General features: G+C 72.8%; 25 protein-coding genes and 1 pseudogene. 15 read left to right on the top strand and 11 right to left on the bottom strand.

Annotation, left to right across the window (positions count from 1 at the left end):
- Positions 1-25 precede the first annotated feature (25 nt).
- The 4 genes from ACL06G_RS05860 (at position 26) to ACL06G_RS05845 (ending at position 3,094) form a co-directional block, all read left to right on the top strand.
- The gene (locus tag ACL06G_RS05860) at positions 26-424 is read left to right on the top strand and encodes a YidH family protein (RefSeq protein ID WP_412784160.1); all 399 of its coding nucleotides are present in this window, start codon (positions 26-28) and stop codon (positions 422-424) included.
- A complete protein-coding gene (locus ACL06G_RS05855; protein ID WP_412835524.1) occupies positions 421-726 on the top strand; it encodes a DUF202 domain-containing protein in 306 nt (101 codons plus the stop codon). Before ACL06G_RS05860 ends, ACL06G_RS05855 begins: the two co-directional genes overlap by 4 nt.
- A 121-nt stretch (positions 727-847) precedes the next feature.
- On the top strand, positions 848-1,879 hold the full coding sequence (locus ACL06G_RS05850; protein WP_412784158.1) for a phosphotransferase family protein: 1,032 nt from the start codon (positions 848-850) through the stop codon (positions 1,877-1,879).
- Positions 1,880-1,882: 3 nt separating this feature from the next.
- Positions 1,883-3,094, top strand: coding sequence for an acyl-CoA dehydrogenase family protein (locus tag ACL06G_RS05845; RefSeq protein ID WP_412835523.1), 1,212 nt, complete (start codon positions 1,883-1,885; stop codon positions 3,092-3,094).
- Positions 3,095-3,102: 8 nt separating this feature from the next.
- Here the strand turns inward: ACL06G_RS05845 and ACL06G_RS05840 are convergent, their stop codons facing one another.
- Complete coding sequence (locus tag ACL06G_RS05840) at positions 3,103-3,687, bottom strand: TetR/AcrR family transcriptional regulator (protein ID WP_412784156.1); 585 nt, start codon at positions 3,685-3,687, stop codon at positions 3,103-3,105.
- The gene (locus ACL06G_RS05835) at positions 3,684-4,514 is read right to left on the bottom strand and encodes an SDR family oxidoreductase (RefSeq protein ID WP_412784155.1); all 831 of its coding nucleotides are present in this window, start codon (positions 4,512-4,514) and stop codon (positions 3,684-3,686) included. Before ACL06G_RS05835 ends, ACL06G_RS05840 begins: the two co-directional genes overlap by 4 nt.
- A 236-nt stretch (positions 4,515-4,750) precedes the next feature.
- On the opposite strand from ACL06G_RS05835, the gene ACL06G_RS05830 reads away from it, so the two are divergent.
- A complete protein-coding gene (locus ACL06G_RS05830; protein WP_412835522.1) occupies positions 4,751-5,302 on the top strand; it encodes a hypothetical protein in 552 nt (183 codons plus the stop codon).
- Positions 5,303-5,407: 105 nt separating this feature from the next.
- Positions 5,408-5,869: a MaoC family dehydratase gene (locus ACL06G_RS05825; RefSeq protein WP_412835521.1), complete on the top strand. Its 462-nt coding sequence runs from the start codon at positions 5,408-5,410 to the stop codon at positions 5,867-5,869.
- 19 nt (positions 5,870-5,888) lie between these two features.
- Here the strand turns inward: ACL06G_RS05825 and ACL06G_RS05820 are convergent, their stop codons facing one another.
- Positions 5,889-6,512 carry a TetR/AcrR family transcriptional regulator gene (locus ACL06G_RS05820; protein ID WP_412784152.1) on the bottom strand — a complete coding sequence of 208 codons (624 nt, stop codon included), beginning with the start codon at positions 6,510-6,512 and terminating at the stop codon, positions 5,889-5,891.
- Between the two features lie 162 nt (positions 6,513-6,674).
- Here ACL06G_RS05820 and hmgA point away from each other — a divergent pair, with 162 nt between their 5' ends.
- Entirely contained in the window at positions 6,675-7,994 is a 1,320-nt protein-coding gene (gene hmgA / locus ACL06G_RS05815) for a homogentisate 1,2-dioxygenase (RefSeq protein WP_412784151.1), read from the top strand.
- Positions 7,995-8,048: 54 nt separating this feature from the next.
- The gene (locus ACL06G_RS05810) at positions 8,049-8,807 is read left to right on the top strand and encodes a GntR family transcriptional regulator (protein WP_412835520.1); all 759 of its coding nucleotides are present in this window, start codon (positions 8,049-8,051) and stop codon (positions 8,805-8,807) included.
- Between the two features lie 25 nt (positions 8,808-8,832).
- Here ACL06G_RS05810 and ACL06G_RS05805 read toward each other — a convergent pair whose 3' ends face one another.
- Entirely contained in the window at positions 8,833-9,645 is an 813-nt protein-coding gene (locus ACL06G_RS05805) for a methyltransferase domain-containing protein (protein ID WP_412835519.1), read from the bottom strand.
- 55 nt (positions 9,646-9,700) lie between these two features.
- Positions 9,701-9,964 (bottom strand): hypothetical protein, encoded by a 264-nt coding sequence (locus ACL06G_RS05800; RefSeq protein WP_412784148.1) that lies wholly within the window; start codon positions 9,962-9,964, stop codon positions 9,701-9,703.
- A gap of 231 nt (positions 9,965-10,195) precedes the next feature.
- On the opposite strand from ACL06G_RS05800, the pseudogene ACL06G_RS05795 reads away from it, so the two are divergent.
- Positions 10,196-11,327 (top strand): annotated as a pseudogene (locus ACL06G_RS05795) (DUF5925 domain-containing protein).
- Entirely contained in the window at positions 11,324-11,941 is a 618-nt protein-coding gene (ybiA, locus tag ACL06G_RS05790) for a riboflavin biosynthesis intermediates N-glycosidase (RefSeq protein ID WP_412784146.1), read from the top strand. Before ACL06G_RS05795 ends, ybiA begins: the two are co-directional and overlap by 4 nt.
- On the opposite strand, the gene ACL06G_RS05785 is transcribed toward ybiA, so the two are convergent.
- Positions 11,926-12,303 carry a GntR family transcriptional regulator gene (locus tag ACL06G_RS05785; RefSeq protein ID WP_412784145.1) on the bottom strand — a complete coding sequence of 126 codons (378 nt, stop codon included), beginning with the start codon at positions 12,301-12,303 and terminating at the stop codon, positions 11,926-11,928. The two genes, ybiA and ACL06G_RS05785, sit on opposite strands and share 16 nt — an antisense overlap.
- A gap of 152 nt (positions 12,304-12,455) precedes the next feature.
- Here ACL06G_RS05785 and ACL06G_RS05780 point away from each other — a divergent pair, with 152 nt between their 5' ends.
- Positions 12,456-13,379 carry a GNAT family N-acetyltransferase gene (locus tag ACL06G_RS05780; RefSeq protein WP_412784144.1) on the top strand — a complete coding sequence of 308 codons (924 nt, stop codon included), beginning with the start codon at positions 12,456-12,458 and terminating at the stop codon, positions 13,377-13,379.
- Between the two features lie 23 nt (positions 13,380-13,402).
- Here ACL06G_RS05780 and ACL06G_RS05775 read toward each other — a convergent pair whose 3' ends face one another.
- Positions 13,403-14,770 (bottom strand): hypothetical protein, encoded by a 1,368-nt coding sequence (locus tag ACL06G_RS05775; RefSeq protein WP_412835518.1) that lies wholly within the window; start codon positions 14,768-14,770, stop codon positions 13,403-13,405.
- Between the two features lie 70 nt (positions 14,771-14,840).
- Here ACL06G_RS05775 and ACL06G_RS05770 point away from each other — a divergent pair, with 70 nt between their 5' ends.
- Positions 14,841-15,482 carry a pyridoxamine 5'-phosphate oxidase family protein gene (locus ACL06G_RS05770; protein ID WP_412835517.1) on the top strand — a complete coding sequence of 214 codons (642 nt, stop codon included), beginning with the start codon at positions 14,841-14,843 and terminating at the stop codon, positions 15,480-15,482.
- Between the two features lie 52 nt (positions 15,483-15,534).
- On the opposite strand, the gene ACL06G_RS05765 is transcribed toward ACL06G_RS05770, so the two are convergent.
- On the bottom strand, positions 15,535-16,617 hold the full coding sequence (locus ACL06G_RS05765) for a DNA polymerase Y family protein (protein WP_412835516.1): 1,083 nt from the start codon (positions 16,615-16,617) through the stop codon (positions 15,535-15,537).
- Complete coding sequence (locus ACL06G_RS05760; RefSeq protein WP_412835515.1) at positions 16,614-20,087, bottom strand: DNA polymerase III subunit alpha; 3,474 nt, start codon at positions 20,085-20,087, stop codon at positions 16,614-16,616. Before ACL06G_RS05760 ends, ACL06G_RS05765 begins: the two co-directional genes overlap by 4 nt.
- A 192-nt stretch (positions 20,088-20,279) precedes the next feature.
- Here ACL06G_RS05760 and ACL06G_RS05755 point away from each other — a divergent pair, with 192 nt between their 5' ends.
- Both ACL06G_RS05755 and ACL06G_RS05750 read left to right on the top strand, forming a co-directional pair.
- Complete coding sequence (locus ACL06G_RS05755) at positions 20,280-20,624, top strand: MazG-like family protein (protein ID WP_412784139.1); 345 nt, start codon at positions 20,280-20,282, stop codon at positions 20,622-20,624.
- Positions 20,625-20,751: 127 nt separating this feature from the next.
- A complete protein-coding gene (locus ACL06G_RS05750; RefSeq protein ID WP_412784138.1) occupies positions 20,752-21,780 on the top strand; it encodes an aspartate-semialdehyde dehydrogenase in 1,029 nt (342 codons plus the stop codon).
- Positions 21,781-21,861: 81 nt separating this feature from the next.
- Here the strand turns inward: ACL06G_RS05750 and ACL06G_RS05745 are convergent, their stop codons facing one another.
- Complete coding sequence (locus ACL06G_RS05745) at positions 21,862-22,836, bottom strand: slipin family protein (protein ID WP_412784137.1); 975 nt, start codon at positions 22,834-22,836, stop codon at positions 21,862-21,864.
- Positions 22,837-22,955: 119 nt separating this feature from the next.
- Positions 22,956-24,092, bottom strand: coding sequence for a DUF5685 family protein (locus ACL06G_RS05740; RefSeq protein WP_412835514.1), 1,137 nt, complete (start codon positions 24,090-24,092; stop codon positions 22,956-22,958).
- A gap of 326 nt (positions 24,093-24,418) precedes the next feature.
- On the opposite strand from ACL06G_RS05740, the gene ACL06G_RS05735 reads away from it, so the two are divergent.
- Positions 24,419-24,865: a cell division protein SepF gene (locus ACL06G_RS05735; RefSeq protein ID WP_412784135.1), complete on the top strand. Its 447-nt coding sequence runs from the start codon at positions 24,419-24,421 to the stop codon at positions 24,863-24,865.
- The last annotated feature ends 13 nt before the right edge of the window (positions 24,866-24,878 follow it).

The following is a 24,878-nucleotide window of genomic DNA, read 5'->3' as shown; positions in this document are numbered from 1 at the left end:
ACCCGGCGCCCACTAGGCTCGAAGCATGATCCACCGCCGCCTCCTCGACACGCTCCGCCTGTGGCTGGCGCCGCAGCGTCTGCGTGCCGAGGGCACCACACCCGACTACCGCTTCTCCCTGGCGAACGAACGGACGTTTCTCGCCTGGATCCGTACCGCGCTGGCCCTGGTGGCGGGCGGTATCGCCGTGGACCAGTTCCTCACGGAAATGAGCTGGGGCGCCCGCACGGCCATCGCGATCTTCCTACTGGCCGGCGGAGGGCTGTGCGCGCTGCGGGCGGTCAACCACTGGGCCCGGTGCGAACGGGCGATGCGGCGCGGCGAGGACCTTCCCCCGTCCCGCTTTCCCGTGCTGCTCAGTCTCGCCACGGCCGCAGCGGCGCTGCTCGTGGTCGTCTCGGTGCTGTTGGGGCGGGTCTCGTGAGCGGCCCGCCGAGGCCGGGGGCGCAGCCCGAGCGCACCCGGCTGGCGTGGCGGCGGACCACCCTCGCGTTCGCGGTGGCCGCGGCGCTCGGTGTGCGCAAGGCCCTGTACGAACCGGGACCGTCCTCGTACGGTGCCGCGGCGCTGGGGGCGCTGGGCTGGCTCCTCTTCCTCGGGGTGGCGCACCACAGGATCCGGACACTGACCGACCGCGATCCGGCCGCGAGCGACGGTCGCACCGTCCGGTCGGCCGCCCTCTGCGTCCTGGCCATGACCGCCTTCGGGGCCGTCCTGCTGATGTGACTCCGCGTCCGGCCCAGGAGGAGTCGGAGGGGACTGCCGTTCCGCCTCTGGACGTCATACCGACCAGTCGGCATGATCGGTGGCCGTCACCGTGTTCCCGCGACGGGCGAGGAGAGCGTGCATGGCCGTGGAGTCGGAACAGGACCCGCCGGGTCTGGACCTGGCACGTCTCGCCGCCCATGTGGGGCGGGAACGGCCCGATCTGGCCGGAGGGACGCTGCGGGCCGAGGTGATCGAGGGCGGTCGCTCCAACCTCACGTACCTCGTGGAGGACGGCCGGCAGCGCTGGGTGCTCCGGCGGCCCCCACTGGGGCACGTGCTGGCCACCGCACACGACATGGGGCGTGAGTACCGCGTGATCGGTGCCCTGCGGGGCACCGACGTCCCGGTGCCGCGGCCGCTGCTGCTGTGCGAGGACCCGGAGGTGCTCGGCGCGCCCTTCTACCTGATGGAGTACGTGCCCGGCGTGCCGTACCGGTCGGCGGGGGAACTGGCCTCGCTCGGCCCGGCGCGCACCCGTGACCTGCTGCTGTCGCTGACCGACACGCTGGTCGCCCTGCACGCGGTGGACGCCGAAGCTGTCGGGCTGGGCGACTTCGGGCGCCCCGAGGGGTTCCTGGAGCGGCAGCTGCGGCGCTGGGGACGCCAGTTGGAGGCGTCGCGGAGCCGCGACCTGGGAGGGATCGACGAGCTGCACCGTGCTCTGGGGACGTCGCTCCCCGTATCGCCCGAGCCCGCTGTCGTCCACGGCGACTTCCGCCTCGACAACGTGCTGGCCGATGCCGACGGCCGCATCAACGCGGTACTGGACTGGGAGATGTCGACGCTGGGCGATCCGCTCACCGACCTCGGTCTGCTGGTGATGTACAGCGAGCACCCCGACGTCCCCGGCTCCCCCATCGCCGCCACCCGCAGCGCGCCCGGACACCCCGAGCCCGCCGAACTGATCGCCCGCTACGCGGCCGGATCGGGGCGCGACCTGGACCGCATCGGCTGGTACACCGCATTCGCCTATTTCAAGCTCGCCGTCATCCTGGAGGGCATCCACTTCCGCTGGACCCGCGGGCAGACGGTCGGAGCCGGCTTCGACCGGCTGGGCGACCTGGTGCCGCTCTTCGTCGAGAGCGGCCTCGCCACCCTTCGGGAGGACTGACTCGTGGACTTCGCATTCGACCGGCGCACCGAGGAGCTGCGGCAGCGGCTCCTGCACTTCATGGACGAGCACGTGTACCCGTCCGAGCCGGTGGCGCAGGAGCAGCGACAGGCGCTCGAGTCGCCGTGGCAGACGACACCTGTACTGGAGGAGCTGAAGGGGAAGGCCCGTCGGCAGGGGTTGTGGAACCTGTTCCTGCCCGACCGCACCTACGGTGCCGGCCTGACCAACCTGCAATACGCTCCGCTGGCCGAAATCACCGGCCGCAGCCCGCAGTTGGCGCCGGCTGCCCTCAACTGCTCCGCTCCGGACACCGGCAACATGGAATTGCTCGCGGAGTTCGGCGACCCGGAGCAGCGCCGGAAGTGGCTGGAGCCGCTGCTCTCCGGGGAGATCCGCTCGGCCTTCGCGATGACCGAACCGGAGGTGGCCTCCTCCGACGCGACGAACATCCGCACGTCGATCCGCCGGGACGGCGACGACTACGTGATCAGCGGACGGAAGTGGTACATCTCCGGGGCGATGCACCCGGACTGCCGGATCTTCGTCGTGATGGGGAGGACCGATCCGCAGGCCGAACCCCGCCGGCAGCAGTCGATGGTGCTCGTCCCGCGGGACGCGGCCGGAGTCGACGTCCGACGGGCGATGTCCGTCTACGGCTACGAGGACCACCACCACGGCGGCCACGCGGAGGTGGTCTTCGACAAGGTGCGCGTGCCCAGAACGAACCTGATCGGCGAGGAGGGCGGCGGTTTCGCGATCGCGCAGGCCCGGCTGGGTCCGGGACGCATCCACCACTGCATGCGGCTGATCGGCATGGCCGAGCGGGCGATCGAGCTGATGTGCCGGCGTGCGGCGGAGCGGGAGGCGTTCGGCAGGCCGCTGAGCTCCCAGGGCGTGGTGCGGGAGTGGATCGCCGACGCCCGTGTGCAGGTGGAGCAGCTCCGGTTGCTGGTGCTGAAGACCGCCTGGCTGATGGACACCGTCGGCAATCGCGGGGCCCACACCGAGATCCAGGCCATCAAGATCGCGACGCCGCGGGCGGTGGCGGACATCCTCGACCGTGCGGTGCAGCTGCACGGGGCGGGCGGGGTGAGCCAGGACTTCCCCCTCGCGGAGCTGTGGGCGGCGGCGCGGACGCTGCGCCTCGCGGACGGGCCGGACGAGGTGCATCAGCGTTCGCTGGCCCGGCAGGAGCTCAGGAAGCACGCCTGACCGACCGGTCAGGGGCGCAGCGCACGCAGCAGCAGGTCGGCGAGATGGTCGGCGACCTGCTGCGGGCTCAGTGGCCCCTCCGGCCGGTACCAGCTGCCCAGGTGGTGGACGGAACCGAAGTGGTAGTCCACCACCAGGTCGGCCGGTGTCCGGGTGCTGAACACCCCGCTGTGCCGGCCCTCTTCGACGAGGGCCCGGAACTGCTCGTGGTAGCGCCGCCGCTCCGCCCGCACCTGTTTCTGCTTCTCCTCGGAGAGGTGGTGCATCGAGCGGAAGAAGATCATGGCGTCGTCGAGGTTGTCGATGGTGGTCACCACGACGTCCGCGGCGGCGGCGCGCAGACGCTCCTCGACGGGGCCCGGTGCCGTGGCGACGGCCGTGAGGCGTTCCTGCTGGAGGCGGAGCAGCCGGCCGTAGATCTCGTGGAGCAGGTCGTCCTTGGAGCCGAAGTAGTGGTAGAGGGCCCCCTTGGTCACTCCGGCCGCGCCGACGATCTCCTGCACCGAGGTCCGGTCGTAGCCGCGGTCGGCGAACAGGCGGGTGGCGGCGGCCAGCAGGCGCCGGGGCACGGGTTCGTGCGGGGGTTTGGTCACGTGCCTCGCCCTTCGGCGTCCGGAGGGTCGGCCAGGGCGCGTTCCACCTTCTGCTGGAGGTGGTTCATGTCGGTCAGCCACCGGTCCGGGGCGGCGGCGCGCGCGGCGTAGTACTCGGCGGTCCGCGGATGGGGCAGCACCAGGAACCGGTCCTGGGCGAGGGCGTCGAACAGGGCGGACGCGACGTCCTCGGGTTCGATCGCCGTGGGCGCGAGCACCATGTCGCCGACCGGCCCGGTACCGCGCAGCATGTCGGTGCGCACTCCTTCCGGACACAGTGCGTGCACGGCGATGCCGCGGTGCCGGTAGGTGACCGACAGCCACTCCGCGAAGGCGAGGGCGGCGTGCTTGGTGGCGCTGTAGGGGGCCGATCCGACCATGCTCAGCAGACCTGCTGCGGAGACGGTGGCGACGAACCGGCCGCTGCCGCGTTCGAGCCACTCCGGCAGCAGCTGCCGGGCTGCCCGCACGTGTGTCATGACGTTGACGTTCCAGGCGGCGTCCCACAGCTCGTCCGGCGCGTCGGGCCCGCCCTCCGGGGCGATGCCGGCGTTGGCGCAGAAGACGTCGATCCCTCCCAGGGCCCGCCTGGCCGGCTCCACCGCGTCGGACGCGTCACCGGGAACCGCCTCGCCACCGATCTCGCGGGCGAGCTCCACGGCTGCGGCGCCGTCCAGGTCGTTCACGGCGACATGCGCGCCCTCGGCCGAGAACCGCCTCGCGAGGGCGGCTCCGATACCGCGCGCACCGCCGGTGACCACGACGCGCAGCCCCCTCGCGCAGGCGGTGGAACCGCCGGCTGCTGCCCTGCTCGTTCCGTCGTCCACGTGTCCCCCGTCCCGGCCGGGCCTGTGTGACGCGCAGCAGACTAACCGGTCGGTATGGCGACCGGAAGGGCCAATGTCCGCACGGGAACGGGACGGGGGCGTGCAGCGTTGAGCCGATTACGGGGCACCCGGTCCCGTGGAAGGATCGAGACAACCCCCGGAGACGGGAGCCGATCCGGCCTTCGATGCGTCACATCGGGGCAGGCGTCGGGTCCACTCCACCGGAGGTGGGATGAATGGCCGGTTTCAGAGCACTCGCCGAGCAGGTCCGTGACCCGGACAGAGCGCCGTCGCAGCGGCGGCAGGCGTTGCGCAGATGTCTGGAGCGCTTCGCGCCCTACGGACACCGCGCCACGTGGCATCACCTGTGCAGACGGGCCGGGTTCCATCCCGACGACCGCGACCCCGATCCCGCGCTGCTGGTCGAGGCGCTGGACGAGTTGGAGCGGGCGCGCGACGTCTGGCTGGCGTACGAGGAGGAGGTCGCCGAGCGGCGCCGTCGCGAGAAGCAGGAGGGCATCAGACAACCCACCGCTCTCGACGGGTGGCACACCCTGACGTGGGGCGGGCGGTCGCTGCTCCCGTGCAAGGACCCCACGGCACCGCCGGACACGCACCTCGCCGACGTGCTGAACCGGCTGATCCGGGCGATGGAGCGGGCGGCGGCACCGACGGTCACGGTCCCCCCGACTCAAGGAGGAACCTCTCCCGAAGACTCCGCGGCCCCGGAGCCGGCAAGCGGAGCGGCCCCGCCCGACGGGCGCCGAATGGCGGGTACCGCCCGGTAGGAGTCGTTGACAGCGGATCTTTCCCGCCGCATCCTGAGCGGGCGCTCAGGAGCATGCGGCCGGCAGGGCCGGTGCCGTGACGGCGCAGCGGGAGGGTACGGAGCGATGGCGGAACCCCGGGTGTTCACCTCGGTCGAGGAACTGCGCTCCGCCGTCGGCGAGGAGCTGGGGACGAGCGATTGGCTGGAGGTCGACCAGAAGCGGATCGACCTGTTCGCCGAGGCGACGGGCGACCACCAGTGGATCCACGTCGATCCCGACCGCGCGGCGGAGGGACCGTTCGGGCACACCATCGCCCACGGCTACCTCACGCTGTCGCTGCTGCCGGTTCTCGTGCCGCAGATCCTCCGTGTGGACGGCGTGCGGATGGGCATCAACTACGGCGTCAACAAGGTGCGGTTCCCCGCACCCGTACCGGTGGGTTCACGGCTGCGGGCCCGAGCGGTCGTGACCGGGGTCGAGGACGTCGAGGGCGGTGTGCAGCTCACCACCGCGGTGATGGTGGAACGCGAGGGTGAGCAGAAGCCGGTCTGCGTGGCCGAATCGGTGAGCCGCTTCTTCCGGTAGGCCGGTTCGTCCGGTCCGCTCAGCGGCCGGTGCGCGTCGCTCCCGCACCGACCATGCGCAGCACCAGGCCCGCGTAGAGCTCTCCGATCTCCTCGGGGGTACGAGGACCACCGGGCCGGAACCAGCGGGCCACGTCGATGCACAGCGAGAACACGGCCACGGCCGTGCCCCGGACGTCCGGGACCGTGAACTCTCCGGCGGCGGCCCCTTCCTCCAGCAGACCGCGCAGCACCTCCTCGGTGCGGTGCCGGAGCGCCACGATCTCGGTGTAGTGCTCCGGCGCGAGCGCGGAGAGTTCGTACTGCACCACGCTGGCGGTGGTGTGGTGCTCGGCGTGCCAGCGCACGAAGCTCCGCACCGCGAAGTCGAGGCGGGCCGCGGTTCCGCCGTCGACGGAGGCGGCTTCGTCCAGGATGGCGACCGAGCGCTCGTGACCCACCCGGCTGATGTGGTGGAGGAGCTCTTCCTTGGTCCGGTAGTGGATGTAGAGGGCTGCCGGGCTCATGCCCGCGCGCCCGGCGATGTCGCGGGTGGTGGTCGCGTGGAAACCGCGCTCCGCGAACGCCTCGACCGCCGCCAGGAGCAGCCGCCGCGCGGCGTCCGGCGTGACGTCGGCAAAGGACTCCTCCGCCGTCTGGACCATGCTCGCTCACCCGCTTCCCCCGGTCCGGCAACCGGGCGAACACCATACAACGCAGCCTGAGCACCCGCTTAGGGCACGGTGCCCGCGGCCTGCCGCATTGACGCCGCACACCGCGGATTCCTATGGTCATACACAGGAATCGACGACGGTGGGAGCGGGCGGATGAGCGACGGCGCGCAGGCGCGGAGCAGCACGGAAGGGCCGGCGTACCTGTCCGGCTTCGGCAACGAGCACAGCAGCGAGGCAGAGCCCGGGGCACTGCCCGTCGGCCGCAACTCCCCGCAGCGCGCACCCCTGGGGCTTTACGCGGAACAGCTCAGCGGCACGGCGTTCACCGAGCCGCGGGCGCACAACCGCCGCTCCTGGCTCTACCGCATCCGCCCCTCGGCGCGGCACCCCCGCTTTGTACGCACCGGCAACGGCACCCTGCACAGCGCCCCCTTCACCGGGACCGTGCCCGACCCGAACCGGTTGCGGTGGTCGCCACTGCCCGAGCCGCCGGCGGGCACCGACTTCGTGGCCGGCCTGTGGACGATCGGCGGGAACGGCGACGTCGCTCAACGCTCGGGCATGGCGATCCACCTGTACGCCTGCAACACCTCGATGACCGATCGTGTCTTCGGCGATGCGGACGGCGAACTCCTGATCGTCCCCGAACGCGGCGGCCTGCTGCTGCACACCGAGTTCGGCCTGCTGCGGGCCGACCCGGGCCACGTCGCGCTCGTCCCGCGCGGTGTGCGGTTCCGCGTCGAACTGGCGGAAGCGGACGCCCGGGGCTACGTGTGCGAGAACTACGGGCACCCGTTCACCCTGCCCGACCTGGGCCCGATCGGTGCCAACGGCCTGGCCAACGCCCGCGACTTCCTGGCTCCGGTGGCCGCGTACGAGTCCGAGGACCGCCCCGTCGAGGTGGTGAACAAGTTCTGCGGCAACCTCTGGGCCGCCGAACTGGACCACTCCCCCCTCGACGTCGTCGCGTGGCACGGCAACCACGTCCCGTACGTCTACGACCTGCGCCGCTTCAACGTCATCGGGACGATCAGCTACGACCACCCGGATCCCTCGATCTTCACGGTGCTCACCTCGCCCTCCGACACCCCGGGGCTGGCAGGCGTCGACTTCGTCGTCTTCGCACCCCGCTGGCTGGTCGGAGAGGACACCTTCCGTCCCCCCTACTTCCACCGGAACGTGATGAGCGAGTACATGGGCCTCGTCGAGGGCGCCTACGACGCCAAGGCGGAGGGGTTCGTACCGGGCGGCGGCTCGCTGCACAACATGATGTCCGCACACGGCCCCGACCGGGAGACCTTCGACCGGGCCTCTGCGGCGGAACTGGTACCCCGGAAGGTCGACGACGGCCTGGCGTTCATGTTCGAGACGCGCTGGCCGGTGACCACCACCGCGCAGGCGATGGGCGCGGAACACCTCCAACAGGGGTACGACGACGTGTGGCAGGGGCTGGAGCGCCACTTCCGCCCCTGAAGCCGCACCGGGAACGGGTCACCCCTGCGGAGAGGGCCGAAGGGAGAGGCATCCATGGCGCTGTTCGCCCCCGACTCACTGGAACTCAACCGGAAACTCCCGCTGTGGTACCAGGTCTCGCAGTCGCTGCGCGCCTCGATACTCGGCCGCCGACCGGACTCCCCTCTCCGCCTTCCCACCGAGGACCGGCTGGCGGAGCACTACGGCGTCAGCGTGCTGACGATGCGCCAGGCACTCAAGGAACTGGAATCCGAGGGCCTCATCACCAGGCACCGGAGGCGCGGCACGTTCATCGAACCCGACGTCCGCCGGGAGCGCACCGTGCGGGTCCTCGGATCGGTGGACGCGATCGTCGCGCAGCAGTCGGGAGAGGAGACGACCCTGCTGCACCACGGGCCGGAGCCGGTGCCGCCCGAACACACCGCTCACTTCCCGGGGTTGCCGGAGGTGACGGTGTACCGGCGGCTGCGGAGCGAACGCGGCAGCGGCGAGCCCGTCAACTGGGCGGAGAACTGGATCCGCCCGGACGTCGCCGAGCGTCTCGACCCCGAACGACTGGAGCACGGCTGGCCGATGACGAAGGTGCTCCGCGACGCCGCCGGCGTACGGATCAGCCGCATCACGGACACGGTCGAAGCCCGGCTCGCGGACCCGGAGACCGCAAGGCTGCTCCAGGTGCCACTCCTCAGTCCGATCCTGCATTACACGGGAGTCACCCGGGACACGGACGGAACCGTGGTGGACGTGGTGCGCATCCACTACCGGGGCGACCGGTTCTCGTTCTCGGTCACGGTGGAGGCCGCGCCCGACTGACCGGGGCCCGGCGCCGGGCCCCGGCTCAGGAGGGGCGGCGGCCCCAGGCGGAGACCATCGGCGAGGTGGCCAGGTCGAGACGGCCCGCGACCACGTCCTCCAGGTGGCGCTCGACGTCCTCGTCCGTGGCCAGGCCCGCAGCCACGAGCTCCTCGCGCACCTGCAGCACCGTGGCCTCCTCCAGTACGGCGCACGCGGGAGAGGTGATCGGGAAGTAGGCGTCGGCCTCCACGTCCGACAGGCCCGCCTCGCGCAGCAACCGAGGCAGTCTGCGACCGTGGGCGAGGTCGGCACCCCGGCGCCGCAGCAGCTCGCGGAATCCGCGCCGGAGCCGGTTGGCCCGCTCCTGCTCCGGGCCGTACTCCTCGGGGCAGATCAACGGCTGCAGCTCGGGGTCCGCGTCCTCCAGGAGCAACCATCCTCCCGGGCGCAGCGCCTCGATCATCGTGCGCAGGGCCCGGGCCCGGTCCGGGAGATGGACCAGGACGAGACGGGCGTGGACCAGATCGAACGGCCCGCCGACCGGGGGCTCCTCGGAGGCGACATCGTGACGCAGCACCTCGAACCCGGTGGCGTCGCGCATCCAGGAGGTGTCGATGTCCGTGGCCAGCACGTATCCGCTCGGCCCGACGTGCTCGGCGAGTCGGGCGGGCACGGCCGGACCGCCGGCGCCGACCTCCCAGCAGCGCCATCCCGGCGCGATGCCGACCGCTTCGACATGGCGGAACGTCGAGGGATCGAACAGCTCCGAGAGCGCGGTGAACCGCCTCCCCGCCTCGGTCCGGCGGTTGTCGAGGAGGTACTGCCGAGTGGGGTGTTCCGACGTGTCCCGTGCCATGGGTCGATCCTCGCATCCGCGGCGACGGGCACCGGGCGCCTGCGCGCCCGGAACGTCAGTGGCGCCCTCCGAACAAGGAGCGCTTCAGCCGACGGAGCGGCGCGAAGAGGGAGACGCGCGCACCGCGGTTGCGACGGCCGCTCGCGGCGTCGTGCGTGGTGATCTCGCGCATCAGCGTCGTGGCCTCCTCGCTCGCCCGGTGCGGCGCGGCCGGGCCCGCAAGGACGGCGAGGTGCCTGTCGAGGCGCGCGCTCGTCGCGCCGGAGCCGCACGTGACCGCAGGCACGCGCGCTCTGCTGCGCACACTTATCTGATCCATGACACTCCCCACCCGTACGAGGGCACCCGGCCCGGGCAGTTCAACCCTACCTCCCGGCCCGGACGCTGAGGTATTGCGGCCACCTGATTCACCTTCCCCGTAAGGAGGTTGACCAATACTGTGCGCCCCGCGCACCGGGACGGCCACCGGTTTCGGACCTGTGAGCCACCGGCGCGTCACCGTCCGGAAAAAGCGGTGCGCACGCCTGCCCGATCCCGGATCATGGGCGCCATGTGTGCCGACCACCGCCCCGCGGACGCAGAGGGCGCGCCCCTGCCCGCCGCGCGGGTCCTGCCGCTCCGGCTGAACGTGGACGACAACGACTCCCCCCGCCGACGTCATCGACGCGCTGTTCCTGGGCCGGTTCACCACCGGGGAGCAGCCGTTCTCCCGTGCCCGTTCCCTCGACCGGGTACGGAAGGGCAGCAGCCTGCTGCCCCGTGGTGCCACCGTGGTGCGCGAGGCCCGGGACGACGGGCGCAGCAGCACCCTCGCCGAGGGCGACGGCTGGACGGTACTGGTGTCCCGCTGGACCCGGGGCGCGGACGTCACGGTCACGGCCGTCACGGCGGAGCTGGCCCAGGAACGGCTGCGGGAGGCCCTGGACGGTGCCGAGGAGGAGCCGGAACCGCAACCGGACTCGGTGTCGGTGGGGTTCTGGTACCACTCGCCGCGGCGCGGGCCGTACCGCACAGCACGGCGGATCACCGCCGGAACATGGGAGGAGCTGCGGGGGAACTACACGGCCCCCGTCGCCGAAGCGCTGGACGGGCTGATGAAGGTGACGCCCGACGACGTCTCCGGGAGGCTCCTCCTGCTCCACGGCCCGCCCGGCACGGGGAAGACGACAGCGCTGCGCACCCTGGCCCGTTCCTGGCGCGACTGGTGCCAGGTGGACTGCGTGCTGGACCCGGAGCGGCTGTTCAACGACATCGGCTACCTGATGGACATCGCCATCGGCACCGACGACTCCGAAACCGGCGGAGGCACGTGGCGGTTGCTGCTGCTGGAGGACTGCGACGAGCTGATCCGGGGAGAGGCCAAACACGCGGCCGGGCAGGCGCTGTCCCGACTGCTCAACCTGACGGACGGCTTGCTGGGCCAGGGACGGAACGTCCTGGTGGGCGTCACCACCAACGAGGACCTGGAGCAGCTGCATCCGGCGGTGGTACGGCCGGGACGCTGCCTCGCCCGTATCGAGGTGGGGCCGCTGGACCGCCGGGAGGCCGTGGCATGGCTGGGCAGCGACGAAGGAGTGGGGTACGACGGCGCCACGCTCGCCGAGCTGTTCGCCCTCCGCCGCGGCACCGCTCCCGCGACGGTCGCCCGCCCGGACGGCGGAAGCGGAGGAATGTACCTGTGAGCACGACGGAGGAGCGCGGCCCCGGCCGCAGCAGCACGACGGGAGAGGACGCCGATCCGCTCGGCCGTCTCCTCGACCGCGTCGCCCGCGGGGAGCGGGTGAAGTACCTGCACTTCTGGGGGCACCGGCCCCTCCGGGACGGGAGAGTCGGCGCGGGCTGCCTCAGCCAGTGGTGGCCCTCGCCGTTCACGGTGGACGGTGTGGAGTACGCGAGCGCCGAGCACTGGATGATGTCCCGGAAGGCACGCCTCTTCGGCGACCGTGACGCCGAACGGCGGGCGGTCGCCGCCTGCCATCCCCGGGAGGCCAAGTCGGCGGGCCGCACCGTCCGCGGCTTCGACGAGGAGGTGTGGCGGCGGCACCGGTTCGCAATCGTGGTGGAGGGCAGCGTCCACAAGTTCGGGCAACACGCCGATCTGCGGGCGTACCTGCTGACGACCGGGGAGCGGGTGCTGGTGGAGGCGAGTCCCCGGGATCGGGTCTGGGGCATCGGTCTCTCCGCCTCGCACGGTGATGCGGCCGAACCGGCCCGGTGGCCCGGGCTGAACCTGCTCGGCTTCGCCCTGATGGCGGCACGGGCCCGGCTGGCCCGCGCCGCTCAGACGGAGGGGTAGACGGCCCGCAGCGCGTCGTCCACGGCTGCGCGGGCCGCGGTGGGGTCGGCGCCCAGCCGGAGCGCCCGGCTCGCGAACGCCTGGGCGGCCTGCGCCAGTTCACGCTCGGCCGCTTCTCCTGCCGCGGCGACGAAGGTGCCCTTGCGGCCACGGGTCTCGATCACACCGTCCGTCTCCAGCGCCCGGTATGCCTTGGCGACGGTGTTGGCGGCCAGCCCCAGTTCCTGCGCGAGTCCGCGCACGGTCGGCAGCCGGTGGCCGACGGGCAGTTCCCCGGACCGCGCCTGTTCGGCGATCTGTGCGCGGAGCTGCTCGTAGGGGGCTTCGGGCGCGGCGGCGTCGACGGCGATGTGCAGGGTCACGGGTGCTCCGACTGGTCGAGGGGCGATTGTGCCCTCACGATTGTCCCCCGGTCGTCGCACGGGGCAGGCCCCGGAGGGGGTTCCGGGCGCGTTCGCCCCCGGCACTGCCTCTTCCGCCCGTCCGGCCGCCCCGCCGGGGCTACACTCCCGACATGACGCTCGCAGTACGGGAGTTCCGTCCGGACGACGCCGAGGATGTGGCTGCGGTCCGGCGTGCGGTCGTGCCGCACCTGGTGTGCACCGGCGAGACCGTGGCGTGGCAGATGTCGCACGCCCCCGCGGCGATGCGGCTGCGCCGGCTGGTCGCCGAGCAGGACGGCCGAGTGGTCGGCTGTGCGGACACCGGTGTGGACATCGAGAGCGCCGAGGGCGGCCACGGCTTCCTGCACACGGCCGTGCTGCCGGGCTTCCTCGGGCACGGTGCCGGGAGCGGCCTCGTGGCGGCCGCGGAGCGGCATCTGTCGCACAACGGTGTTGCCGTGGTGCACTCCTGGGTCGCCGACGACGACCGCTCCCGCGGCTTCGCCGAGCGGCACGGCTACGTGCGCGGCAGGCTGGGCCGCTTCCTCGGCCTGGACCTCGCTGCGGCCGACCTCCCCCGTCTGCCGGATCCGCTTCCCGACGGGATCGCTCTGCGCCGGGTCGCGGACTTCGGCGACGACCTGCGGCCGCTCCACGAGGCGGATGTGGAGTGCGTGGCCGACGAGCCGGGGGACGTCGCGACCGGGCCCGTACCGTTCGAGGACTGGTTGCCGCTCAACTGGGCGCGGCCGGACTTCGACGCGGACCTGTCGTCGGTGGTGCTGGTCGACGGTGCGGTGGCCGCGTACAGCGTGGCGCAGGTGGACGGACGCGACCGCTACTGGTCGGGCATGACGGGGACCCGCCGGGCGCACCGTGGCCGGGGCCTGGCGCGACTGGCCAAGACGGCGTCGCTGCGCCGCGCCCGAGCGGCGGGCTACACCCGCGCCTTCACGGGCAACGATGCGGAGAACCGGCCGATGCTGGCCGTCAACGAACGGCTCGGCTACCGGCCGGCCGGGGCGGAGTGGCGCTGCGCGAAGCGGCTGGGTTGACGGGTGACGGCGCCCGCCGGGCGTCAGAACCCTCCGAACCCGCCGCCGAAATCACCGCCGCCGAAGCCCCCGCCGAAGTCTCCGCCACCGAACCCGCCGCCGAAGTCTCCGGGGTCGAAGTCGGCGCCCGACACGTCGCCGCCGTCGAGGCCGCCGTAGCCCCAGGCGTGCGGCCCGGTCATCGCGGACCCCAGCATGGTGCCCATGAGCAGGCCCGGGAGCACGCCCCCGCCGAAGTAGCCGTACACCCACGGCCCGTACGCCGGTCCCGCCTCCCAGTACGGGCGGCGCCCCTGTGCGGTGTCCACCTCACGGCTCTCCGGCTCCTCGCCCTCGGCGAGACGGGCGGCGTCCGCGGCGCACACCGGCACGCTGCGCTCGGCCCCGGAGGGCGGGGCCCACTGCACGTCCTGCGCCGAGGGGCCGTGGCGCGGGTCGAAGAAGCAGGGCGGCCGGCGTTCCGGGAGGGGTTCGCCCGTCCGCCGTGCGTCGAGGGTCGCCAGCGCGAACCGCCCGTCCTCCAGCACCCCGGTGACGCGGCGGACGTCTCCCGGGCCGGTTGCGCCCGCCATGGCATCCTTCGCGTCCTCGTACGCGTCGAGGGCGCGGGCGTAGTCGGTGCGCATGGCGTCGTCGGCGCCGGACTCCGACGGGGAGAAGTCGAGGCGGTCGAGTGCCTCGCCGAAGGCGGTGATGTCCTCGTCGACGACCGGGCGGAGGGTCTCGAGCTGTTCGCGTTCCTCGCGGTCACGACGCTTCCGCCCCGCACTGCCCAGCAACGAGACACCGCCGAGGACGACGGCGAAGAGGCCGACGAGTACGGCCACCCCGGCGAGGAAGGACCCGGCGGAGGTGTCGCCCGCCGCGCCGCCGTTCCAGGACGCGGGGGCCGTGCCGTCGGCCTGCCCGACCGCCTGGTCGACGAAGTCGGTGGTCATGGCGGCGACATCTCCGGGATGCGCCCGCTCGACCGTGCCGCGCAGGTTGTCCACGGCCCGGTTCGACATCACCTGGGGGTCCGCGCCGGCGCCGAGCCGGTCGCCGAGTGCGACGACGTACACACCCGTGACTCCGACGCGGGCACGCAGGTCCTGCAGGAGGGTGCTCCGGTCGAACTCACCGGCTTTCGGAAGGACGGCGACGAAGACCGGCTTGTCGGCGTCGCGGATCGTCTTCCCCAGCGCGTCGGCGCGTGGGTCGGGAAGGGCGTCCGAGGCCCGCGGGTCGACGTACACCGGCCCGTCCCTCAGTGCGGCGGCGGCGCTGTCGAGCCCGCTCGCGGCCTTCGCCGAGGTGGCCCCTCCCGCCACCAGCAGCAGGGCTGCGGCGAGCACCGCGAGCACCGGAACGAGCAGGACGTGTCCTGCCCGCGGCTTCGCTGCGGTGTTCATACTTCCGACGCTAACCCCGATTCTCCCGATTCGGGCATGTCGGCCCGGAGCGGATCAGTAGAGTCACGGCATGTCCGAGACTGCGGCACGCGCCGGCTGGGTGGAGATCACGTGCGAAGGGGAACTCAGGGAGGTCGTCGGCGGGCCGAACCGGCATGCGGCGCACAAGACCCGCACCGCCCTGCACGCGCTGGACCGCGCATGGCTGGCCCACTCTCCGCTCTGCTTCATCGCCACCTCGGACGGGGACGGCTCCTGCGACGTCTCTCCCAAGGGCGACCCGCCGGGTTTCGTGAAGGTGCTGGACGACACCACGCTGGCCATCCCCGACCGGCCCGGGAACAAGCGGGTGGACGGCTTCACGAACATCCTGCGCAACCCTCGGGTCGGCTTGGCGTTCCTGCTGCCGGGCCGCGGCGACACGCTGCGGGTGAACGGCCGGGCCAGGATCGTGCGGCAGGCACCCTTCCTGGACGGGATGACGGTCCGCGGGCACCGGCCGGCGCTGGCGCTGGTGGTGGAGGTCGAAGAGGTGTTCCACCACTGCGCCAAGGCCTTTCTGCGCTCCGGCACCTGGGATCCGGACACCTGGGCGCCGCAGGCCCTGCCGAGCAGGGCGAGAATCGCCAAGGCGCTGGACCGCCCCGACGACACGCTGGAGTTCCTGGAGGAGTACTACGGACCCGGGTACGCGGAACGACTGTACGGCTGAGAGCAGCAGGCGGGCCTGCAGCGGCGCACCGGGACCGCGCCGGACGGCCTGCTCACGCCGCGTCGAGGCCGCCTGCCGGATGGACGGCTCCCGGGCCGAAGCGCCGGCGCGCGCGGTCGGCGGCCGCCTCGGCCTGCCGGGCCTTCTCCTCCTGGGGGTCGAGGGAGAGCTGGTGGGCGGCGAGCTCGGCGGCGGTGAGCTCCTCCGCGCGGAGCGCGACGGACCGGACCCGGGCGCGCTGCAGCCCGAGGGCGTCGTGCAGGGCGTGGGCCGCGGCGGCCAGTGCCGGAGTGTGGGCCGTCGGTTCCGGAAGTCGCCGGGACCGGGTGAGGGTGGAGCGGTCCGCGCATCGCACGGTGAGGGTGACCACGGCGGCGACCTGCCCTTCGGCGCGCATCCGGAAGCCGATCCGGTCGGCGAGCCCCAGCAGGGCACGCCGGCGCACGTCCGCGTCCAGCTCGTCCCGTCCGAAGGAGTGGTCACGGCTCATCGACCGGGACGGTGTGTCGGCCACGACCGGAGCGGGGTCGATCCCCCGGGCCTGTTCCTGAAGCCGTCGTGCGGCAGCCGCACCGAGGATGCGCTGCAGCGTCGCGGGGCGGGCGGCAGCGACGCGGTCCACGGTGTCCAGTCCGTACGCGCAGAGCGTGCGTGCGGTCGCGGGACCGACGCCGTGGAGGGCGCCGACCGGCCTGTGCTCCAGGAACGCGGCGGTGTCGCGGGGGCCGCCCGGGATGCACCGCACCCCGCCCTCCGGGCCGTCCTGGGCGGCCATCCGCGCCAGCAGCGGGTTGACCGCGACACCTACGGTGCAGTCGCTGCCGTACCGGGCGAGCGCCCGGGTCCGCAGCAGTGTGGCCAGTGCGGCGGCGTTCTGCCGGAAGTAGCGGAGTGCGCCGCGGACGTCGGCGAGTGCGGCGTCGGGCGGCACTGCCTGGACCACGGGGGTGATGTCGCCGAGCAGGTCCAGCAGCTCGGCATACCTCCCCCGGACCTCGCTGAAGTGCACGTAGAGCACATGAGGTTGCTCTGCGCGCTCCTCCTCGTGCAGCTCGCCGGCCCGGTCGGCCGCGCGGCCCGCGGGCCGGTGGGCATCGGCCCGGTGCTGCTGTGCCGGTCGGTCGTCCCGGGTCATCCCGCGCTCCCGGGGCTGGAGTGCCACAGTTTCCGGGGCGGCGTCCCCGCCGCGTCGCCGGCGGGACGGAGGTCGGCCCAGGGGTGCATCCGGTATCCGGTCGGCATCTCGATGCGGCGGTCCCCGTCGGTGCCGCCGCCGCGCCCCGGCTCGTCGCCGGCTGCGGGTACGTCGGTGCCGCCGGCCGGTGCGCCCCTGCCGGCGGCGAGCCGGGCGGCAACCGCTTCCAGCCCGCCCTCGTCGCGCAGTTCGGCCAGCTCGGCCAGGTTCCACGCCGCGGCACCCACCACGCTGAGGCTGCGCGGTCCGCGACGCTGCACCACGCCGCGCACCAGCAGCAGCCAGGAGTGGAAGACGGTGTGTGCGCAGGCGGCGTGGCTGTCGTCGAAGAAGGCGCAGTCCACGAGGCCGGTGCCGTCGTCGAGGGTCGTGAAGATGACCCGTTTCCCACTGCGCACCGGCGGGGTCTGGGTGGCGGCCTTCGCTCCGGCGACCAGCACCGTCTCGCCGTGGCGCGTCTCCCGCAACGAACGGGCGGGGCGGACGCCCAGTTCGCGCAGGAAGACGGCGTGGTCGGTCATCAGGTGCCGGGAGGTGTCCATGCCGAGCACGCCGAGTTCTGCGTCCATCCGCTCGCTGCGGTCCAGGTCCGGCAGCCCCGCCGCTTCCGGTTCCGCTGCTTCGCCGAGGGCCAGTTGCCCCTCCCGTGCGCCCGGGCCGCGCTGGTGGCGGTGGAGCTCGGCGAGTTGCAGCAGCATGTCCCGGCGGTTGGGTCCCAGCGCGTCCAGGGCGCCGACACGGGCGAGGTTCTCGGCCACCGGGCGGGACGGACGGGCACGTCGCCACAGGTCGGCCAGGGAGTCGTAGGGCTGCTCCCGGGCGATCCGCTCCGCGTCCGCCGCGGCGATGCCCTGCACCTCGGAGAGGGCGAGCCGCAGCCCCCACCGGGCGGCGCCGGGCACCGGTTCGACGCGGTAGTGCGTTCCCGAGCGGTTGACGTCCAGCGGCAGCACGGGCACGCCCCGCCGTCGCGCGTCCGCCAGCAGCAGCCGCTTGGGGTACATCCCGGGGTCGTGTTCGAGCAGCCCGGCGTAGAACGCCGCCGGGTGGTGCGTCTTCAGCCAGGCGGACTGGTAGGTCGGGACCGCGAAGGCGACGGCGTGCGCCTTGCAGAAGCCGTAGGAGCCGAACGCCTCGATGATCCCCCAGGTCCGGGCGATCGTCTCCGCTCCGTATCCGGCCCGTCCGGCCTCCTCCTCGAACCAGGTGCGCACCCGCTCCCGCCGTTCGGGGTCGGACAGGGCGCGCCGCGCCTCGTCGGCCATGGCGCGGTCGCAGCCCGTCAGCCGGGAGAGGACGCGGATGAGCTGCTCGTGGAAGACCACCACGCCGTAGGTCTCGCGGAGCGCCGGGGCCAGGTCGTCATGCGGGTAGCGGACCGGGCGCCGTCCGTGCCGTGCCTCGATGAAGGGGCGCACCATGTCGGCGGCCACCGGTCCGGGACGGAACAGCGAGATGTCGACCACCAGATCGTGGAAGGTCTCCGGCTGCATCCGTCCGATCAGGTCGCGCTGGCCGGGCGACTCGATCTGGAAGCAGCCGAGGGTCTCGGCGGAGCGGACCAGTTCGTAGGTCGCCGGGTCGTCCCGGGGCACGTCGTCCAGCGCGATCCGCTCCCCCGACACCCGTTCGGTCTCCTTCACCGCGTACGCCATCGCCGACTGCATCCGCACGCCGAGGACGTCCAGTTTGAGCAGGCCCAGTTCCTCCACGTCGTCCTTGTCGAACTGCGACATCGGCAGGCTCTCGCCGCTGGTGGGCACCACCGGGGTGCGGGCGCGCAGCGAGCGGTCGGAGAGCAGGACGCCGCAGGGGTGCATGGCCACCCCGCGGGGCAGGCCGTCCAGTGCCTCGACCAGGGACCAGAAGCGGTCGTCGTATCCGTGCGCGGCCACCTCCCGCAGTTCGGGAAGCTCGGCGACGGCGGCACGCGCGTCCTTCGCCCTGATGTGGGGGAAGGACTTGGCCAGCCGGTCCACTTCGGCCGGGTCCATGCCCAGCGCGGCGCCGACGTCCCGCACGGCGTGGCGGACGCGGTAGGTCTCCGGCATGGCGACGGTGGCGACCCGCTCCTCTCCGAACCGGTCGAGGATCGCGCGGTAGACCTCGATGCGGCGGGCGGACTCGACGTCGATGTCGATGTCCGGGAGGGCCGTCCTGCGCGGCGAGAGGAAACGTTCCATCAGCAGACCGTGCTCGACCGGGTCGGCCTGGGCGATGCCCAGCAGGTGGGCCACGAAGGACCCGGCGCCCGATCCTCGGGCGGCGACGCGTATGCCCAGGCCCTTCACGTCACCGACGACCCGGGCCACGGTGAGGAAGTACGAGGAGAAGCCCAGCCCCTCGATGATCCGCAGCTCCTCCTCCAGCCGGCGCCAGCGCGCGGGGTCGCGGTCGTAGCGCCGGTGGACCATGCCCGCGGCGCACCGCGAGCGCAGCACCCGCTCGGCCGAGCGGTGCCGGGCACCCACCAGCTGGGGCTCGGGGAAGTGCACCCGGCCGATGCCCAGATCGCCCTCGGGGTCGAGCAGGCACTCCGCAGCGGTCTCCTCGGTCACCCGGAGCAGTCGGCGGGCGACCTCGTGGGACTCTCCGGCGGCCCGTGCCACGTCCGCCGCGGCACGCGCCATCTCCTGCGGCCCCTTGAGCCACCGCTCCCCGCCGTCCAGACCCTTCCGCTCGTCGATCGGCACTAGGCGGCGTGCGGCGTCCAGCACGTCCGCGACCGGCCCCTGGCCGGGGTCGGCGTACCGCACGGCGTTGGTGAGCACCGGCCGTACGCCCTGCTGCACGGCAAGGCCGAGTGCACGGGCGGCGGCGTGGAGCGGCCCGGAGGCCGTGACGGCGATCCGGAGCCCGTCGCCCGCCACCGCACGCCACCTGTCGAGGAGCCGTGCGGCACGGTCCGGCCGGCCGGCGGCCAGCGCCCGCCCGACGTCGGAGTCGGCACCCAGCAGCACGACCGGTCCTCCTCCGGCGGCACAGGCCTCTTCCAGGGCGTTCCACGTCAGCCGGGGACGGTCACTCCCTGCGGTGTGGGCGGCGGTCACGGCCCCGCAGAGCCGGGCCCATCCGGGGGCTCCGCCGCGCGCCAGAAGGACGGCACGCTGCGCGGACTCGTCCACGAAGGCTCCGCCGCGGGCGGGTGTGCGGCGACGGCGCGCCGCGGCCACCGTCTCCGCCCGGTCCGTCTGCTCCGCCACGGCGAGTTCCGCCCCACAGACGGGGCGCACCCCTTCACGGGCGGCCGCCCCGGCGAACCGGACGGCCCCGGCGAGGGTGTCCCGATCGGTCAGCGCCACGGCCTCCATGCCCCGTTCGGCCGCACGGTGCACCAGTGCCTCGGGGGACGAGGCGCCGTACCGCGCCGAGAAGCCGCTCGCCACGTGCAGATGCACGAACCCCGCCATCCGCACGCACCTCCCGCTGCCGCACGCACCCCCCCCCGTCCCATCCGTCTCCTCTCCACCATAACGCCCTGCTCGAAAATTCGTTCGAGCACCTTCCGAGGGTCTGGCTCCCGCCGCCGGCGCGGGACGGCACCTGGGAGAATCGGGCCGACGCCCGGCACGCCGGGAGGGACCGCAGGGGAGGGCGAGACCGTGGACGACGACTCCTGGACGACGGCCGCGCGACTGGCCGACTGGCTGGACGAGGCGAGCGGAAGACCCCGGGAGGTGCAGCTGCTGCTGCAGGTGCTGAAGATCACCGAAGAGGCCGGGGAGGCCGCCGAGGCGCTCCAGGGTGTCCTGGGGGCGAACCCGCGCAAGGGGCGCAGTCACACCGAGGAGGACGTCGCGGGCGAGTTGTGCGACGTGATCGTCAGCGCGATGGTCGCGCTCACGACCGTGGCCCCGGACGCGGCAGCGGTGTTCCGGCGGCACCTGGCGCGGGTGTCCGTCCGTTCGCTGGAGCAGCGGGAGGCGTCCGCGGCGCACGAAGTGTGACCGATGTCAAAGGATTGGCCCCTGTGAGCAGCACGCGGCAGGGTAGGAGCAGTCACCGAGGACGAAGCGACGTGCACGGACGACTGCACCCCGGCACGCGCGCGCCACAGCCTGCAGAAGGAGAGTCATGAGGATCGGGATCGTCGGAGCCACTGGCCAGGTCGGCAGCGTGATGCGCGAGATCCTGGCGGAGCGGAACTTCCCGGTCGAGACGCTGCGGCTGTTCGCCTCGGCGCGTTCCGCGGGGCGGACGCTGCCCTGGAAGGACGGCGAGGTCGCCGTCGAGGACGCGGCCACCGCCGACTACGCGGGGCTGGACGTTGTGCTGTTCTCCGCCGGCGGCGCCACCTCGAAGGCCCTCGCCGAGAAGGTCGCCTCGCAGGGGCCCGTCGTGATCGACAACTCCTCGGCGTGGCGACTCGACCCCGAGGTGCCGCTGATCGTCTCGGAGGTCAACCCCGAGGCGGCGCGGAACCGCCCCAAGGGCATCATCGCCAACCCGAACTGCACCACCATGGCGGCCATGCCGGTGCTCCGCCCGCTGCACGACGAGGCCGGCCTGACCGCGCTCGTGGTGTCCACGTACCAGGCCGTCTCCGGCAGTGGCCTCGCCGGCGTCGCCGAGCTGGACGAGCAGGCCCGCAAGGCCGTCGAGACCGACGCCACCCGCCTCACCTTCGACGGCGACGCGGTCGACTTCCCGGCTCCGGACAAGTTCGAGCGCCCCATCGCGTTCAACGTGCTGCCGATGGCGGGCTCGATCGTCGACGACGGCCTCGACGAGACGGACGAGGAGCAGAAGCTCCGCAACGAGAGCCGCAAGATCCTGGACGTCCCCGGCCTCAAGGTCTCGGGCACCTGCGTGCGCGTCCCGGTGTTCACCGGACACTCCCTCCAGGTCAACGCCCGTTTCGAGCGCACTCTGACGCCGGAGCGCGCCCGCGAGCTGCTGGCCGGTGCACCGGGTGTGGAGCTGTCGGACATCCCGACGCCGCTGCAGGCGGCCGGCAAGGACGCCAGCTACGTGGGCCGCATCCGCAGCGACGAGACCGCCGAGAACGGCCTGTCGCTGTTCCTGTCCAACGACAACCTCCGCAAGGGCGCCGCGCTGAACGCCGTGCAGATCGCGGAGCTGGTGGCGGCCGAGTCCCGCTGATTCTCCCGTCGGGCCCGGCACGGCCCGGACGAGGCCGGTGCTGCCCCGCTCCGAGGATCGGGGCAGCACCGGCCTCTCGCGTCAGGGACGGTGGCGCCGCAGGTGCTTCTCGCGCTTCCCCGACTCTGCGACCGCTTCCTCGACCTCCGGCTCCGGGGCCGGCTCCACGGCCGGGACCTCGCCGGAACGCTCGGACTCGAGTGCCTCCGGCCCCTTGTCGAGGCCTGCCACGGCCTCGGCGAGGGCCTCCGGGTCGGCGTCCGCCCCGGCCGCTCCGCTCCCGTCGTCCTCGGGGTACGCGCCGGTGCGCTGGGACCGGTCCAGGAACCGGAGGAGCTCCACGGGGAAGGGCAGCACGAGGGTGGAGTTCTTCTCGGTGGCGACGGCGGACACCGTCTGCAGCAGCCTCAGCTGGAGCGCCGCGGGAGTGTCGGCCATGGCCTTGGCCGCCTGCGCCAGCTTCCGGGAGGCCTCCAGCTCCGCGTCGGCGTTGATGACGCGTGCCCGCCGGTCGCGCTGCGCCTCGGCCTGGCGGGCCATCGACCGCTTCATCGTCTCCGGCAGGGAGACGTCCTTGATCTCCACCCGGTCCACGTTGACGCCCCATTCGACCGCCGGGCTGTCGATCATGATCGCGAGGCCCTGGTTGAGCTTCTCCCGGTTGGAGAGCAGGTCGTCCAGTTCGCTCTTGCCGATGATCGAGCGGAGCGAGGTCTGCGCCATCTGCGAGACCGCGAAACGGTAGTCCTCGACGCGGACGACCGCGTCCGCGGGGTCCACGACGCGGAAGTAGACGACGGCGTCCACCCGGACGGTCACGTTGTCCCGGGTGATGCCCTCCTGGGCGGGGACAGGGAGCGTGACGATCTGCATGTTGACCTTCTGCAGCCGGTCGACGGCAGGAAGGATCATGGTGAAGCCCGGCTCCCGGAGGGTGGGCTGCAGGCGGCCGAGGCGGAACACCAGGCCCCGCTCGTACTGCCTGACCACACGCGCGGCGGCCGCCGCGTACAACGCTATCGCCAGGACCACCGCGACAATCAGCGTGACGACCATGACTGCCCCCTATGTCCGGATATCCCCCACGGTATACCCGCCGGTATGACTGGTCGAACCTCGCACCCGCCGCCGGCGAGCGGACCCCCGGGCCATGCGCCAGGCACGGGCGCCCCGTGTCAGCAATCGCAGCCGCAGTCGCAGTCGCAGTCGCAGTCGCAGTCGCCGCAGTCGAAGCAGTCGCCGCACGTGCGGCGCCTGCCCTGACGCTTCCTGCGCCATCGCCGCGCCCGGCGCTCCTCCGCGCAGCAGATCCGGCAGGTGCAGCACGCTCCGACGAAGCCGCCGCACCCCGCGAGGAGTCCGCGGGATCCCACTGCGCCACCGTGAGGATCCCCGGCACTCCCGCCTCCGTCCGCGGCCGGCTCCCGGCCCGCGGTGTCCATCGCGCCGTGGCGGCAGGAGGTGCCGAACGCCCGGTCCACCGCGCGGGGCAGCTCGTGCACCAGCAGGGCGTGCGCAAGCCGCCTGTCGGCGAAGTCCACTTCCCGCAGGGCGAGGCGGACGCCGAGCACCGCGTCCGTGCAGAGCCGGCGCACCCGGGGAAGCGGAGTGCGGGTGGCCGTGACCGGGTTCCAGGCTCCGGCCGCCTCATCGGCCGTCAGATCCTCCACCGCGTCGAGGAGATGGGCGAGGCGGCCGAACATGCCCCCGACCTCGGCCAGGGCCGCGGCGTTGTGGGGCCGTCCGGCCAGAACCGCGGTGTGCGCGAACGCGGCAGCCGTGGCGGTCTCCGCCGGTTCGGTCACACCGAGCAGGTCCGAGCCGGGTCCGGCCGCACGCTCCCGCAGCGGCTGCCGGTCCACCGCGTCCACCAGCAGCGCGGTGTCGAACCCGAGCGAGGCGCCGGTGCGACCGCCCGCCCGTTCCCATGCCGATGCCACCCGTCGCGCGGCGGCCGCGACCGGCGCGTGCGCGGCGAGACCGTCGGCGTCGGCGACATGGTCGCGAACCTTCGCGGAGGCCAGTACGAGCGACACCGACGCAGCCAGTCGCGCCCCCTCTCCGGTTGCCACCGAGGCGGTCCGCATGCCGCGCAGCGGACACGGTCCCGCACTGCGGCGCTCGCGCCCCGGCGTGGGCGACTGCTCCTCGGTGAGCACGGAGACCAGCAGGCCGTCGTAGTGGGTGACGAGCCGGGCGAACTGCCCGTGGTCGGCCCGCAGGGCCAGGCACAGACCGCACAGATGAGCCGTCCACACGCGGGACAGATCTGCCCCGAGCCGATGCCGGCAGGGCCTGACGATACCGAACACCGATCCTCCCCCCGTTCCATGGTGACATCGCATCATTTCAGAGCAGGAGGGGAAGGCTTGAAGCCGCCTCTCCGTCACCCGTATGTCGTTGCGGCCACCCGTCCGGAGGGACGGGCAGAATCTTTCACACCGTCATCACCCGTATACGGCAAGATCCCTGATCGGGGGCGCGTTCTTCTGCACCAGAACCGTCACGAAACCCACCTGGAACGGCAATCTGCTTGGCACACCATCTGCCTGATGGAAGACCATATGAAGGGCAGGCCCCGCGGCGGGCCGGCCGGAGCACCACAGTGAACGCCGCGCGCAGAGGAGAGGAGGCGTCCATGGGATCGGTGCGCAAGGCGAGTGCCTGGCTGGGCCTCGTCGACGACAGCGAGATGCGTTACTACGACGACGACTACGCCGAAGGGGCCGAGCCGGGCGACGCCGCCCGGGAGCCCTGGGTCACGGACCCCCGGGTGCGGGTGACGGCCGAAACGGCACAGGACCAGGGCACCCGGATCGCGACGATCACCCCGGACGGCTTCCGGGACGCCCGGGGCATCGGAGAGCTGTTCCGCGACGGCGTTCCGGTGATCGTGAACCTCACCACCATGGAGTCGGCGGACGCCAAGCGTGTGGTGGACTTCGCCGCCGGGCTGACGTTCGGGCTGCGCGGCTCGATCGAGCGGGTGGCGACCAGGGTGTTCCTTCTCACACCGCCCGACTACAAGATCGTGAACGGCGAGGAGCGGCGCACGTCGGAGGGCGGGTTCTTCAACCAGAGCTGAGGGAGGGACGCGC

The organism is Streptomyces callyspongiae (assembly GCF_047200695.1).
GTDB lineage: Bacteria > Actinomycetota > Actinomycetes > Streptomycetales > Streptomycetaceae > Streptomyces.
Note: the sequence above shows the minus strand (reverse complement) of the source record. Positions and strands in the feature narration are given on the sequence as shown.